At 38.3% G+C, this 13,983-nt stretch carries 11 protein-coding genes and 1 tRNA gene; 5 read left to right on the top strand and 7 right to left on the bottom strand.

Features of this window, described 5'->3' with window-relative positions:
- Positions 1-226: 226 nt before the first annotated feature.
- From QVP90_RS15060 to QVP90_RS15050, 3 genes are all read right to left on the bottom strand, one after another.
- Positions 227-301 (bottom strand) — tRNA-Lys (locus tag QVP90_RS15060).
- 110 nt (positions 302-411) lie between these two features.
- Positions 412-1,533 carry an AI-2E family transporter gene (locus QVP90_RS15055; RefSeq protein WP_007478795.1) on the bottom strand — a complete coding sequence of 374 codons (1,122 nt, stop codon included), beginning with the start codon at positions 1,531-1,533 and terminating at the stop codon, positions 412-414.
- 14 nt (positions 1,534-1,547) lie between these two features.
- The gene (locus QVP90_RS15050) at positions 1,548-2,147 is read right to left on the bottom strand and encodes a thymidine kinase (protein ID WP_007478794.1); all 600 of its coding nucleotides are present in this window, start codon (positions 2,145-2,147) and stop codon (positions 1,548-1,550) included.
- A gap of 113 nt (positions 2,148-2,260) precedes the next feature.
- On the opposite strand from QVP90_RS15050, the gene QVP90_RS15045 reads away from it, so the two are divergent.
- Genes QVP90_RS15045 through QVP90_RS15025 form a run of 5 tightly spaced genes read left to right on the top strand, consistent with a single transcriptional unit; the run spans position 2,261 to position 5,812 of the window.
- Positions 2,261-2,833 carry a hypothetical protein gene (locus QVP90_RS15045; RefSeq protein ID WP_005926133.1) on the top strand — a complete coding sequence of 191 codons (573 nt, stop codon included), beginning with the start codon at positions 2,261-2,263 and terminating at the stop codon, positions 2,831-2,833.
- 18 nt (positions 2,834-2,851) lie between these two features.
- Entirely contained in the window at positions 2,852-3,526 is a 675-nt protein-coding gene (gene rsmI, locus QVP90_RS15040) for a 16S rRNA (cytidine(1402)-2'-O)-methyltransferase (protein WP_007478792.1), read from the top strand.
- Between the two features lie 33 nt (positions 3,527-3,559).
- Positions 3,560-4,417 (top strand): hypothetical protein, encoded by an 858-nt coding sequence (locus QVP90_RS15035; protein ID WP_005926127.1) that lies wholly within the window; start codon positions 3,560-3,562, stop codon positions 4,415-4,417.
- Positions 4,417-5,109, top strand: coding sequence for a YjjG family noncanonical pyrimidine nucleotidase (locus tag QVP90_RS15030; protein WP_005926124.1), 693 nt, complete (start codon positions 4,417-4,419; stop codon positions 5,107-5,109). Before QVP90_RS15035 ends, QVP90_RS15030 begins: the two co-directional genes overlap by 1 nt.
- Positions 5,110-5,167: 58 nt before the next feature.
- Entirely contained in the window at positions 5,168-5,812 is a 645-nt protein-coding gene (locus QVP90_RS15025) for a MarC family protein (protein WP_005926121.1), read from the top strand.
- A gap of 312 nt (positions 5,813-6,124) precedes the next feature.
- Here QVP90_RS15025 and QVP90_RS15020 read toward each other — a convergent pair whose 3' ends face one another.
- The 4 genes from QVP90_RS15020 to QVP90_RS15005 form a co-directional block, all read right to left on the bottom strand.
- A complete protein-coding gene (locus QVP90_RS15020) occupies positions 6,125-8,347 on the bottom strand; it encodes a M6 family metalloprotease domain-containing protein (protein ID WP_021936873.1) in 2,223 nt (740 codons plus the stop codon).
- A gap of 91 nt (positions 8,348-8,438) precedes the next feature.
- The gene (locus QVP90_RS15015; protein ID WP_005926116.1) at positions 8,439-9,413 is read right to left on the bottom strand and encodes a hypothetical protein; all 975 of its coding nucleotides are present in this window, start codon (positions 9,411-9,413) and stop codon (positions 8,439-8,441) included.
- Between the two features lie 43 nt (positions 9,414-9,456).
- A complete protein-coding gene (locus QVP90_RS15010) occupies positions 9,457-10,935 on the bottom strand; it encodes a RagB/SusD family nutrient uptake outer membrane protein (protein ID WP_021936872.1) in 1,479 nt (492 codons plus the stop codon).
- Positions 10,936-10,948: 13 nt separating this feature from the next.
- Entirely contained in the window at positions 10,949-13,756 is a 2,808-nt protein-coding gene (locus tag QVP90_RS15005; protein WP_021936871.1) for a SusC/RagA family TonB-linked outer membrane protein, read from the bottom strand.
- Positions 13,757-13,983 lie beyond the last annotated feature (227 nt).

Raw genomic sequence — 13,983 nt, 5'->3', positions numbered from 1 at the left:
GGCTATGACTTTCGACTGCCAATATTCGACAAATGAGCGACTTACCTATAAATTCGTTACGGTTTTTATCGTAACGGAAAACCGTAACGAATTAGTAACGATTCATCTTCACAGGGTGGCTTTTTGAGGTCTTTTTTCTGTCGTAGGCGGGTAAGAAAAAAGCCCCTTAAACCACTGGTTTAAAGAGCTTTGTCTTAGTTTGTCGGAGTATTTTCATTTCTCCTAAGTGATCCGCCTGGGGCTCGAACCCAGGACCCCAACATTAAAAGTGTTGTGCTCTACCTGCTGAGCTACTGAATCAATCCTTATTGCAAATCAGTTATTTCCTGATTGCGGGTGCAAAGGTAGTGACTTTTTTTTTATTTGCAAGTAAAGTGAGTAAAAAAAATCGTATTATTTTATGCTTTCTTTCTAATCGTATTGATCATCAGTGGATTTGGTTTCAGAATCGCTTATCTTTTCTCTATTAATAATGAAACGTTGATAATATGACAGCATCAGTGTTGTTAATGGAAGTGCTATAATCATACCTAATACTCCCATAAGTGAGCCCCAGACCGAAAGAGATAGGAGGATGATAGCAGGATTCAGACCGGTTATTTTTCCCATGATTTTAGGAACGATTATCGTATCTTGGATGATTTGGACGACGGCAAAGACGGCTAAAGCAGAAGCAATGATAATCCAGAAGTTTTGTCCCGTATCGGCAGCTTTGAGGATAGCCAACAAGATAGTAGGAAGAAAACCGATGATCTGAAGATAGGGAACCATATTCAAAGCACCGATGAAAAGCCCTAAGCCGATGGCCATTGGAAAGTCTATAATGAGAAAGCCGATGCTGAATAATATACCGACACAAAGGGCTACAAGTGCTTGTCCGCGAAAATAAGTATTCATGCCGTTTTGCACATCTTTAACGAGATTGGTTGTGAAAGTACGATATTTGGCGGGTAATAAATGAATCCATCCTTCTGCTATTGCTTCGTAATCCAGTAATATGAAAAAGACATATAATAAAATGATGAAAGATGCTAAAATGCTGAATAGGAAGTTTATAGATTCGGATAATAACATCCATAGTTTAGGTACTGTGTTTTTTATCGTGTTAATTATATTCTCTTCACTTAAGATGCGGTTCAGTGTATTCATGTCTATGTTTTCATGAATAAAATCTGAAAGACTTTGGGGCACATTGGAATTGTGGGATATGCCATTAGTGAAGTACAGCACCAAGAGGTCTTTAACTTTTCCGAACTCTTCTAACATTGGTGGTACTAAGAAATAAAAGGCAGTGATTCCTATTATGGTAATGGATATTAATGCGCAAAAAATGGAAAGTACCCGACTTTTGAAACGTAGTTTATATTGGAACAATTTAACTAACGGATAAATCATATAGGCGATAAGCCATGCCAAAAAGAAAGGTAATAACACTCCGCTGAGCCTTTCGACCAGCATTAATAGTCCGATTATAAGGACACAACAAATAGTACCACGTATAAAACTGTCGAATGTTATTTTCTTTCTTTCCATATTTATAGATGTTTTTATCCTTTTTCTTTATCTTCTTCCAATGCCCGTAAATAGCATTCCCGGCATAGTGGTTCGTATTCTGCAGTTTCTCCCAACAGAACTTGTTTATCATTTTTTACTGTTCGATGGGAAAAAGAGGCAAGTTGCCCGCACTTCACACAAATCGCATGCACTTTTGATACTTCATCGGCTATGGCACATAAACCCGGCATCGGACCAAATGGATTACCTTTAAAATCCATATCTAAGCCGGCTATAATCACTCTTATACCATTATTTGCCAGTTGATTACATACTTCGATTAAACTACTGTCGAAAAATTGTGCTTCATCAATACCTACTACATCTATTTCGGAAGTGAATAATAAGATACTGGCTGATGAATCAATAGGAGTGGAGGATATTGTGTTACTGTCATGCGATACTACATCTGCTTCGGAGTAACGGACATCGATAGCCGGCTTGAATATTTCTACACGTTGACGGGCAAATTTGGCACGTTTCAAACGACGGATCAGTTCTTCTGTTTTTCCTGAAAACATGGAACCGCAAATAACTTCAATTCTTCCTCTTCTTCTGGTTTCCTGTATGTGATCTTCTGAAAATAATACCATGATTTAGTGTGTTATATTTGGTTGCAAAAATAACACTTTTGTTCGCTTTCTGATGTTTTTTCATTATTTATTTCTACATTTGTGGCATCTACAAAAAGGAAAATAAGAATAGTATGCAAGCACTATTGACCAATATAGAACTGGATATTCAAGAGTTGAAGTATTTGATGGATGCTTTTTCGCGTGAGCCGAATGCTGCCTTACGTGAGGTATTGAAACGGAGTATCTTGCAAATGCGTGCCCGGCTGGATCAATTGTTGTTAGAACTGGATGCGGAACAGAAGTCTTTTGAAGAAAAAGTGGAATCGGTTCGGTTGGAAGAACAGATTCTGGAGAAGCAGGTGCCGATGGATATTGAAGAAGAAGTTTTGCCAGAAATGGACCCTGTATCCCCGGTGAATATCCAGATAGATGAAAAGGTGCAAATACCTTCTACCCCGATTTTGGGTGAACGTATTAGGCCTGCCGCGGATTTACGGCGTTCGATTAGCTTGAATGATTCTTTTCGTTTCTCACGCGAATTGTTTAATGGTGATAATGAACAGATGAATCGGGTGATAGAGCAGATATCGGAGATGAGCTCCTTGGAAACTGCTGTTGCTTTTCTTGGCTCCAAAGTAGATGTCAATGAAGAAAATGAAGCTATGGCAGACTTTATGGAGATTCTGAAAAAGTATTTTAATTAATCTGATACCATTAGTCGTATGGGAAAATTATATGTAGTGCCCACACCGGTAGGGAATTTGGAAGATATGACCTTTCGGGCTATCCGAATTTTGAAAGAGGTTGATCTTATTTTGGCAGAAGATACCCGTACTTCCGGAATTTTGCTGAAACACTTTGAAATAAAGAATGCAATGCAATCTCACCATAAATTTAATGAACATAAAACGGTGGAGAGCGTTGTTAATAGAATAAAGGCCGGTGAAACGGTTGCTTTGATCTCGGATGCCGGTACACCGGGTATTTCGGATCCTGGCTTTTTGGTGGTACGCGAGTGTGTGCGCAATGGTATTGAAGTGCAATGCTTACCGGGAGCAACGGCTTTTGTTCCTGCATTGGTAGCTTCGGGATTGCCTAATGAGAAATTTTGTTTCGAAGGATTTCTTCCTCAAAAGAAGGGGCGCATGACGAAACTCAAGTCTTTGATAGAAGAACGGCGTACGATGGTGTTTTACGAATCTCCCCATCGTTTGCTGAAAACCTTGACACAGTTTGCCGAATATTTTGGGGCAGAACGTTTGGCAAGCGTATCCAGAGAGATATCTAAACTTCATGAAGAAACCATTCGTGGTAGTTTAAGTGAATTGATAGAGCACTTTACCGAAACGGAACCCCGTGGAGAAATAGTGATTATAATTGCAGGAATAGACGATTAAATAACTTCATTTAAAAACGTAAAACGTAAACGTATGAAAAAGTTAGCAGTTTTAATTGTATGCGCAGCCATGTTGGCTTCGTGTGATGGCTTTAAAGGTGGTAGCAAAGATCTTAAGGCTGAAAATGACTCCTTATTGATAGAATTGTCACAGCGTAATGCTGAGTTGGACGAAATGATGGGAACATTTAATGAAATTCAAGAAGGTTTCCGTCAAATTAATGATGCTGAGAGTCGTGTAGACTTACAGCGTGGCACAATAACCGAGAATTCGGCATCAGCCAAACAGCAAATTGCTTCTGATATTGAGTTTATTACCAAACAAATGGAAGAGAACAAAGCTCAGATTGCAAAGTTGCAGGCTATGTTGAAGAGTAGTAAGAACAATTCTGCTCAGTTGAAAAAAGCGGTGGAATCTCTGACTCAGGAACTGGTTACCAAACAACAACGTATTGAAGAGTTGCAAGCCGAACTTGCATCTAAGAATATTCGTATTCAGGAATTGGATGCTGCCGTCAGCGGATTGTCTGCTGATAAAGAGTCTCTTGCAGCAGAAAATGAAGCAAAAGCCAGAACCGTGGCTGAACAGGATAAGGCTATTAATGCTGCCTGGTTCGTATTTGGCACGAAGTCAGAATTGAAGTCGCAAAAGATTCTTCAGAGTGGAGATGTCTTGAAGAATGCTGATTTCAATAAGGACTATTTCACTCAGATCGATATTCGTACAACTAAAGAGATTAAATTGTATTCAAAACGTGCAGAGTTATTGACTACTCATCCGGCTGGTTCTTACGAATTAGTGAAAGATGACAAAGGACAACTTACTTTGAAGATTACAAATCCAAAAGAGTTTTGGAGTGTGTCGAAATATTTGGTTATCCAGGTTAAATAATGAAATATAAAAATCTCTTTTTTGATTTAGACGATACATTATGGGCATTTTCAGCGAATGCGCGTGATACATTTGAAGAAATGTATGATAAGTACGGACTGGGTGCTTTCTTTGATTCTTTCGAACATTTCTATTCGCTTTATCAACAGCGAAATACGGAACTTTGGATAGAATACGGTAATGGTCGGATCACAAAAGAGGAACTCAATCGCCAACGCTTTCTGTATCCTCTTGAGGCAGTAGGTGCTGGCGATTCTGCTTTGGCGGTAGCATATTCGGAGGGTTTCTTTTCCGTTATTCCCACCAAGAGCCGGCTGATGCCTCACGCGAAAGAAGTACTTGAGTATTTAGTTTCCCGTTATAATCTCTTTATTCTGTCGAACGGTTTTCATGAACTCCAGTCCCGTAAGATGCATTCTGCGGGAATAGATCACTATTTTAAAAAAGTAATTCTTTCGGATGATATCGGACTTTTGAAACCTGCTCCGCAATTGTTTTATTTTGCTCTCTCGGCTACTCAATCCGAACTGCGTGATTCATTGATGATAGGCGATAGTTGGGAGGCTGATATGGTAGGGGCCAATGGAGTAGGGATGCATCATGCTTTTTATAATGTGTCCGGTCGCACCGAATTTCCTTTTAAACCTACTTATCTTTTGAAAGACTTGAAAGAGTTGATGCAAATATTGTAGTATTTGTGAATAAGTCGTACTTTTGCGGTGAAAAATAACGTATAAAGTTATCACTGCTATGGATACTATATTGCCTTTTGCTTTACTTTGTTTTACTTCCTTTTTCACATTGACAAATCCATTGGGTACCATGCCTGTGTTTCTTACGATGACGCATGGAATGACAGACAAAGAGCGGCAATCCGTGGTTAAGCGTGCTACTATTGTTTCTTTTATTACTTTGATGGTTTTTGTCTTTGCCGGGCAATTCTTATTTAAGTTCTTCGGAATATCCACTAATGGGTTTCGTATAGCAGGTGGAGTTATTATTTTTAAGATTGGCTTTGATATGTTGCAGGCTCGATATACACCTATGAAGTTGAAAGATGAAGAAATTAAAACCTATGCCGATGATATTTCAATTACCCCTTTGGCTATTCCTATGTTATGCGGTCCGGGAGCGATTGCCAATGCTATTGTATTAATGCAGGATGCCCATACAATTGAGATGAAAAGTACTTTGATTGGGATGATTGCATTAATTTACTTTATAACTTTTCTTATTCTTCGTGCTTCTACTCGTCTGGTTAAGATTTTGGGAGAGACTGGTAATAATGTGATGATGCGCTTAATGGGATTGATATTGATGGTAATTGCCGTAGAGTGTTTTGTCAGCGGTCTGAAACCGATTTTGGTAGGAATATTAAAAGAGGGGATGATGTGATAAAACAGACTTTGTAATCGGATGTAGCTTATGTGTTATTTTATCTCAAACAAGCTGTATTTAAAAAGTGATCAATTTTTGCGGAATTAACTTCCTCCGATATCGTAGTGTTCATGTTAAAACTTCAGAGACTGTCTCAAAATGGGATTTGAAAGTTGAAAAGTTTATAAATTGAAACTTTAGAAGAGAAAATCTCCCTGTTTTAGTCTTGTATTGTAATGAATTAAGGCAAGAACAGGGAGGTTTTTATACTATGATTTACAAAATATAAGGGCTGTCTTATTTTTTTTACTTTGAGACAGCGTTTTATGTCTAATTACATATCAGTTTAGAAATATGATTATCTATTTTTATTATATATATTCCGGGAGATTTTATTGGAATCTCATTCCAGCCTTTATCACAGAGTATACTCAAAATTTGTCGTCCTTCAATACTGAAGATTTCAACCAATTGCTTGTCTTTATCACTCTGTACATAGAGGTTTCTTTCTGAAGTATAGAATTTTATGGAATCTTCTTGTTGGCGAGTGATCGTTGTAGATGTTCGTTTTTCGGTTATTGTAAAATCATCTACCAAAGCTTCTGAAGTACCAATGTTTACAATTCTGAATCTGACAGGTGCCGTGATTTCTTCATCTATGATATAGGTATTCATTTTATTCTCTGTCAGGGTAATAGTTGATCCATATGTTACCCAATTGCTGCCATTGTCTTTGGATATCTCTATTTTAATTGTTTGCGGGGGGGAAGTGGCTGTCTTTTTCCCGGCAATGAGGCTAACGGATTTTATATCTTCAAGAGTATTGAATTCCATTTCTATTTTTCCTCTTTTAATAGAAGCTACCCGTAATCCGTTTCCCATATTGGTTTCTGTAGTGGCGTAAGTTATTGCATTTGAGAAGTTCCAACTGCCCAGTATTCCGCTTACGTTTTCTTGATTCCAGTTAGGTTTGGAGATACTTTCAAAAGTTTCTACCAATCGATTGTATGAGGTTTTGTTGACAGTGAAAGATATTATATTATTTTCTTCTTTAATATTCAAAAGGGAGGTTTCCGTAGGAGTACCGGTCCAGCTTCTTAGGGAAGGGGTTGTGTCATCTGTCAATGATTCACGCTGGGTTGTTCCGGGAAAAGTGTTCCCTCCTCCATCTGCCAATGAATTATTGGCTCTTATAAGTTCATAATATACGTGATTGGGGTTATTGTTAATGGTATTCTGTATCCATACATTCGGATTAGTTGAATCTACTCGAAAAACCAACATACCTTTTCCTGGCAAGTATTTGTCCCATCCCTCCTGAATTCTGTTTTCCAGAATAAAAAACTCTTTGGGTACTGCTGAATTTATGCGGAAGCTTTCATTAGAGGTAGTCAATGGAGGTAAAGTATAATTTCCCGATTCTTTTATTAATTCAGGCGATGCCCAACCAATGGCATAACGTTCGAAAGCAGAGTAGCTACAGGGGGTTCTTCCATTATTCAGATATCCTCCGCTTGCCATTAAAGACCAATTGCCCGGATGCGGTGCAGAACCATTTTCTTCATAGTCGGTATCGTAAAAATCCGGTAACCCTAATACGTGGCTAAACTCATGACAGATAGTGCCTATACCGTCTCTGATCTTATTATTCTCTCTTCCGGCCAGTTCTGTAGAGCATGCATAGCGATTACAATAAACTCCGTCCAATTTTACACGACTGTAATTTAAAGCATAAGCATGAGGCCAAATGAAATCAGCATTATTTCCTGCATGAGATCCTCCTCCTGCAAAAATTACATATATCATATCCACTTCTCCATCATCATTTAAATCATAATTAGAGAAATCTACAAATTGGTCTGCTTTTATGCAAGCATCACGAACTAAAGCCTGTCCATTGTCTGATCCCAATGCATCTGTTTGTTTATAGTCTAAGGTTACAGGACCCACAATATCAAACTGCGGTTCGAATATTCCTCTTGAAGTATCATAGAAGTAATCTCTTACGCTACCGGTAAAATCATCTTCTCGATAATTGGGTTGATTGATGGTCGCATCGAATAATTCTCTTGAATTATTGGGCAAGAATGAGCGGTCGGTAAATTGAGCCAGAATAATAATTCCTTTAAATTGTGTTGAAGAAATTCGTTTTAAACTGTTCTCTCTTATCAAAGAATTTGCCAGAGAACGGCTGAGCTTGGGCTTTGATTGCCTGGAGTGTAAATACCGTTTGACGGAATTTAAGAAGAGAACTTCATCATTGCTACGTTCAGTCGGATCTTTCGCTGTATATTTTCCGGGAAGGATATTTTCATCATGATTTTGTACTGCATATTTGTAAAAACCATCTGGAGATTTTATAATTGTATATCCATCTGTTGTTGTTATAAAATGTAAGAATTCATCTCCATGCAATTTTGCATGAAATTCTTTTCCGTCCGGTTGTTGTAGCTTAAAAGGCGTCGGATCAGCAGGTATTGCCCAGATATTTCCTACCTGTGTGATGAGGAAACAGATAAGAACCCAATTTAATATATTACGGAAATTCTTCATAATAAATAGGTGTGTTTTGCGATTTAGGGAAATAAAATAAGGCAGGCCTCTTTGCCTGCCCTATTATTAAATTTGAATAGCTCTACTATTGTTATTCTATCGGTGCGAATAACGCATTGGCTTCTACATGTGAAATCATAAGAGCATAACCCGTTTTTTCAGCTTTATGCCTGATATAGATATAACATACTTTATTCTCGAAATCAGATAAGTCCACAGTGTGCATTTTGTTTACAGTATCTTTATTTAGAGTAGCTTTATAATAAATTTTAGCTGCATCGGCCTGCTCTTTTGTTTCGATAGGTGATTCGGATGCGATAATTTCAAAAGAGTCAAAATAGATATCACTCGTTTGAACCGGCATTGCTCCGTACGAATAGGGTAAAAACGTAAATTCCGGAAATACACCGTCTGTAAAATCGGCAGTACATTCTATCAAGTCATCAGCAGCTAAGAGAGCGCCAGTATTGCCATCTATTGACCAAAGAAGCATTGCAAAAGATGCGTCATTAACTAATCCCAACTCCCAAGAACTTACGTTTCCGGCTTGAAAACCATCATCGGCACCGAGATTTATAAATGCCAAATTTTGGAGGAAGCTGGTAGTACTAAAGTTTTCATATACAACCGGGGCTCTATCCCAAGCCTTATCTGTTGTCAGTTTCTTAGCTTCTCCAAAAGCTACCCCTTCACGGTTCTGTGCATATGCACAATAATAGTATTCTTTTTGTGCTTCCAGTTCTTTTATAGTTACCACGTTTGTTTCTCCTACTTTGCGTGAATTCGATGGATAAACTACTCCATGAATTAAATCTAACTGATCTTGTGAGGTGGCCAGTACTATACCTTGCTGTATGACGGTATCCAGTGCATTGTTACTCGTTGTTTTCATACTCAGCTTTAGTGCTGTGCCATAGTTACCTAATGCTTCACCCGTTTCAACTATTGCCAATTTACTGGAGTCGAAAACCGGATTATAGTCTTCTTTCTTTTCTTCGCTACATGCAGCAAACAAAATAGAGACACAAGCAAAGGAAAAGAATATATTATATATCTTATTTTTCATAATCTTGTTTTTATCATTATACAATTTTCTCATTTTTCCTTATTTAAGGATTTTGATCGGCTTCTGAGATAGATTCGTTCTCTTGAATTTCTCTTAATGGAATCTGGTATAAGAATTTCCAATCGCCGGCTTCTATTTTTAACTTGGCTGCATCAAAATAGTTAGATCCTGCATAAGTACGGTCCACTCCTTTTTTCAAGCGTAAATGGTCATATAGCGCAAAGCCTTCGCCCCAAAGTTCCAGGCGTCTTTGGGTATATACATCGTCTACTGTGACAGATGCTTTATTCCATGACGGGTCACGGTTTACCATTAAGTCTTTCAATACAATGGCGGCTTCTGTTCCTTTATTCAAGTGCGCGAGAGCTTCTGCTTCTGTAAGATACATCTCGGATACGCGCATAAATACATTATCGGCCATCCAACTGGCAGCATATTTAAATTTCAAGTTAGTATAAGGAGGATATATTGCCGTTGCGTCTTCGGGACTAACGAATTGAGCCAGACGGGCATCTGTCGAAGAGAAGTTACTATACAGTTTTGCATCCATCTTTATATAATAACCACTTTTGCCACCGTAGCCTATACCAGTAGTGCAAATCCATGAAGAGAATGATGCAAATCCCAAGATATTGTCATTTGCTGTTGTTACATCCATTCCCCACATCCATTCTTTGTTATTAATTTCATTAAAACCGTCGGTAGCAATTTCAGTTGTATTCATCAAAGAATACCCACTTCTGGCAGCTTTTGCCATATCAATTGCTTTTTGCCATTCGTTCATTACTAAATATGTACGCGAAAGTAGACCTTGTGCCACACTTTTATCAATCCTTCCTTTATCTGTACCTCTATCCCATCCATCCAAGAAATTGATGGCTTTCAGATAGTCTTTCTCTATTTGATCGTACACGTCTGCCACAGGGACACGACCTCTACGGCTTTCCCCTTCGGATGTAGTGATGATCAAGGGTACACCCGGTTGATTTTCATTACCTTTGTAAGTCTGTTGATACATCTGAATCAAATAACTGTATGATAAGGCTCTGAATGTCAACGCTTGTCCTTTAATCGCATGTAATTCCGCATCAAGGCTTTCATCCGGAATTTTTTCAATTATCGCGTTGGCATTATTAACCATCGTATAAAAGAAATTCCAATATCCGAATGTGCGCACATAAGGTTCGTCGCGATAATCGAACAAGTGATCGAATTTAAACCATCCGTTTACGTGCAGAGCCATATCGTCGCTCATGATATCGCTCATCAAAAAGAAACTTTGAAAACCATAATCACAATGTTGATATTGTCCGTCTGTACCCGATTTGGTTTGAAAGTCTGCATATAATCCTTTTAGTAAGGGTTCTACTATGGTTACTAATTTATCCGGATTATTTTTCGCCAGTTCATTCATTGCATCTCCGGTTGCTACATCCGTCGGATTAGTTGTTAGGTAGTCCTCTCCACAAGATACAACTGTGGCAGCGAATAAGGCTATTATTAATGATTTTATAATCTTCATATCCTGCATTTATTTAAAAGTTAATGTTGAAGCCAAAAGATACAGTACGGATTGCTGCATAAACTCCGTAATCAATAGTACCGTCCAGATTCTGTCTGGGATCAAGCCCTGTACGTTTTGATAAAAGCCAAACGTTATCAGCTACAGCAAAAAGTCTTAATGATTCGATTCCCAATTTTTGTGTATACATTTTTGGGAAACTATATCCTAATGATATATTTTTGATATTGAAATAATCACCTCTTGTCAAGAATCGGTCGGACATAGCCGAAAGATTCTGAGTACTCAATTGTACTCTTGGAACAGTTGCTTGTGGATTTTCCGGAGTCCATCTTCCAAAGATGTCAGTTGACCAGTTTGAACCTTCTTGTCCACCGCCCATCAATGAAGAGTAGCCGCTATCATATACATAACCTCCGATAGAGAAAGCTGTGTTGATATTCAAGTCAAATCCATAGGCTGTTAAAGAAGTTGATAGACCGCCGTATACATCGGGTAGGGACGATTTGCCGGTTTCGTAACGTGTTGCATCATTAGGGTTGGCTGTTGTTGTAGTGCTTACATTCCCATCTTTGTCTGTTACATCACGATAGTACAATGCTTCACCTGTGTTAGAATCCACACCTGCATATTTGTACATGTACCAGTCATAGATTGTACCTCCTTTTTTTCTCCAGATATTTCCTGTTGCATATCCATTGGGATCCTTGCCGGTTGCTAACTTAGTAATTTCATTTTTATAATGAGTAAGATTTAAGCTAACGTCCCATTTTATATTATTTGACTTGATAATATTAGCATTCAGTTCTACTTCGACACCGGTGTTTTTCATGTCCATATCATTCACCCATAATACATTAGGAGAACCTTCTGATGGAGCAAGCGGTTTGCCGTAAAGCAAATCGGTCGTTTTTTTGATGAAGAATTCCACGCTTCCTGTAATGCGATCTAAAAAGCCGAATTCTGCGCCGATATTAAAGTTGTTACTCTTTTCCCAAGTGATTTCTTTATTTCCTCTCCATACTTTTACACCACCAGGTTTTCCATCTTGTGCAACAACTTCGTATTGATCCATATAAGGCGTATTATTACCGATATTATCATTTCCTTGTGTACCATAACTTGCTTTTAATTTCAGATCTGTCAGGAAATCCACATCTGCCAACCAACTCTCTTCTTTCATTCTCCAAGAGGCGCCGGCTGACCAGAAGTTTCCCCAACGATTGTCCGGATGAAATTTAGAAGAACCATCACGGCGGTAACTTCCACTTAGATAATATTTATCATTATAGTCATATTGAACGCGACCGAAGAAACCTTCCAGACGATAATCGTTTTTATATGAAGAGGCTGATTTTATATCCGCACCGTTGTTTAACTCCGGATTTCCGGGCATATAAAATTGTTCTTTTCTGGCTCCAAGATAATTTACGTTATCTGCTTTAACTTCATGTCCCAGCAACACGTCTACATTGTGGCTGTTAAATCTATGAATCCAAGACAATAATTGATTGGTATTGAGTACAAAATATCTTTGAGATTCTTTTGTGGAACGTCCGTTTACATCTTTTGCATCACCTGCAATCGGTGTTTGGAATACAATTTTATTAGTAGTGAAATTATCAATACTCAAATTGGCTGTGAATTTGAAATCTTTGAGGAATTTAACCTCGCCATATACACGTGCGCTTAAATTGTCTACAGTTGTTTCACGAATATCGTTTATCATCGTATTATACGGGTTTGTACCTGTATTGTACGGTCTTTTACGATCTCCGTCACCCCAGTCTAACAGGTTTTCTCCCGTCGTTGGGTTGGTCATGATATTTCCCTGCGCATCACGTTCCCAGATCGGATAAATAGGTGCAATACCTTGTGCAAAAGAAAACATGCTTGAAGCGTATGAGCTTGCAATAGTTGCATTCGTTGATGTTTGACCATAAGCTACATTAAATCCTGTTTTTAACCAGTCGTTAGCCTGATGGTCTAAGTTGATACGTCCTGAATAACGTCTGAAATCGGAATTACGAAGATATGATTCGTCATCCAAATAGTTTAATGAAGCAAAGAATGTTGTTTTCTCATTACCTCCGCTAAGTGATAGATTGTACTCTTGGCGTAAGCCATTTTTGAATGGATCTTTCTGCCAGTCGTCATGATATAGTAGTTGGGCACTTGGATTCAAACGTCCTGTCACCGGATCTATTAACATATCATTGGCTACATTATAACTATTGTATCCTAAACGATCTATAAGAGTTTTTGATGCGTAGATACCAGCTTGGAGTGGCTCTAATCCTAAGGTTCCGTACATTGCTTCATGCTTGATAGCTTCCCAAAACATCTCATAATACTCACCTTCATCCCTGATAGTGTTATATGGTTTTACGGCTCTTGAATTAATACCCCATTTAGCTTCTAATGATATTTTTGTTTTACCAGAATTACCTTTTTTTGTTGTGACAATGATAACTCCGTTGGCACCACGAGCACCATACATAGAGTTTGCTGCTGCATCTTTCAATACAGTCATGGACTCGATATCCTGATTATTTATGGAGTTTAGAGAGCCTTCATAAGGAACACCGTCTACTACGATAAGCGGGGCCTTGGATGCTGATATGGAGCCTACTCCACGTACATAAATTGAAGATGAAGATCCGGGCTGACCCGAAGATGAAGTGGTCTGTACGCCAGCTACAGCGCCTTCTAATGCTTTAGAAAGGTTGGAAACTTGCATCTTTTCGATCTTGTCTTTTTTCACAGTACCGGCAGAACCTGTGAATGAAGATTTTTTGGCAGTACCGTAAGCTACTACCATTACTTCGTCAATTACTTGTGAATCAGACTTTAATATCNATTACTTGTGAATCATACTTTAATACCACCTTTACAGTCGGTTTGATCGCCACTTCCTGTGTCTGCATTCCGATGTAAGAAATTTGCAAAGTCTTTGCAGAACTATAATCATTATCAATGTATTTATAATCAATTGATTACATTTATTATTTTAACTTTGAAATATTATTTTTTTATCATACTATCGGT

It is taken from the genome of Bacteroides sp. CAG:189 (genome assembly GCF_000432295.1).
GTDB classification, from domain to species: Bacteria; Bacteroidota; Bacteroidia; order Bacteroidales; family Bacteroidaceae; genus Bacteroides; species Bacteroides salyersiae.
The sequence above is the reverse complement of the archived record's forward strand: the minus strand, read 5'-3'. Positions and strand labels throughout refer to the sequence as shown.

What these genes read in the sequence shown, in the direction of transcription:
- QVP90_RS15055 (WP_007478795.1), bottom strand. Translation starts at nt 1,533, where the DNA reads ATGGAAAGAAAGAAAATAACATTCGACAGTTTTATACGTGGTACTATT.
- QVP90_RS15050 (WP_007478794.1), bottom strand. Translation starts at nt 2,147, where the DNA reads ATGGTATTATTTTCAGAAGATCACATACAGGAAACCAGAAGAAGAGGA.
- QVP90_RS15045 (WP_005926133.1), top strand. Translation starts at nt 2,261, where the DNA reads ATGCAAGCACTATTGACCAATATAGAACTGGATATTCAAGAGTTGAAG.
- rsmI (WP_007478792.1), top strand. Translation starts at nt 2,852, where the DNA reads ATGGGAAAATTATATGTAGTGCCCACACCGGTAGGGAATTTGGAAGAT.
- QVP90_RS15035 (WP_005926127.1), top strand. Translation starts at nt 3,560, where the DNA reads ATGAAAAAGTTAGCAGTTTTAATTGTATGCGCAGCCATGTTGGCTTCG.
- QVP90_RS15030 (WP_005926124.1), top strand. Translation starts at nt 4,417, where the DNA reads ATGAAATATAAAAATCTCTTTTTTGATTTAGACGATACATTATGGGCA.
- QVP90_RS15025 (WP_005926121.1), top strand. Translation starts at nt 5,168, where the DNA reads ATGGATACTATATTGCCTTTTGCTTTACTTTGTTTTACTTCCTTTTTC.
- QVP90_RS15020 (WP_021936873.1), bottom strand. Translation starts at nt 8,347, where the DNA reads ATGAAGAATTTCCGTAATATATTAAATTGGGTTCTTATCTGTTTCCTC.
- QVP90_RS15015 (WP_005926116.1), bottom strand. Translation starts at nt 9,413, where the DNA reads ATGAAAAATAAGATATATAATATATTCTTTTCCTTTGCTTGTGTCTCT.
- QVP90_RS15010 (WP_021936872.1), bottom strand. Translation starts at nt 10,935, where the DNA reads ATGAAGATTATAAAATCATTAATAATAGCCTTATTCGCTGCCACAGTT.
- QVP90_RS15005 (WP_021936871.1), bottom strand. Translation starts at nt 13,756, where the DNA reads ATGGTAGTAGCTTACGGTACTGCCAAAAAATCTTCATTCACAGGTTCT.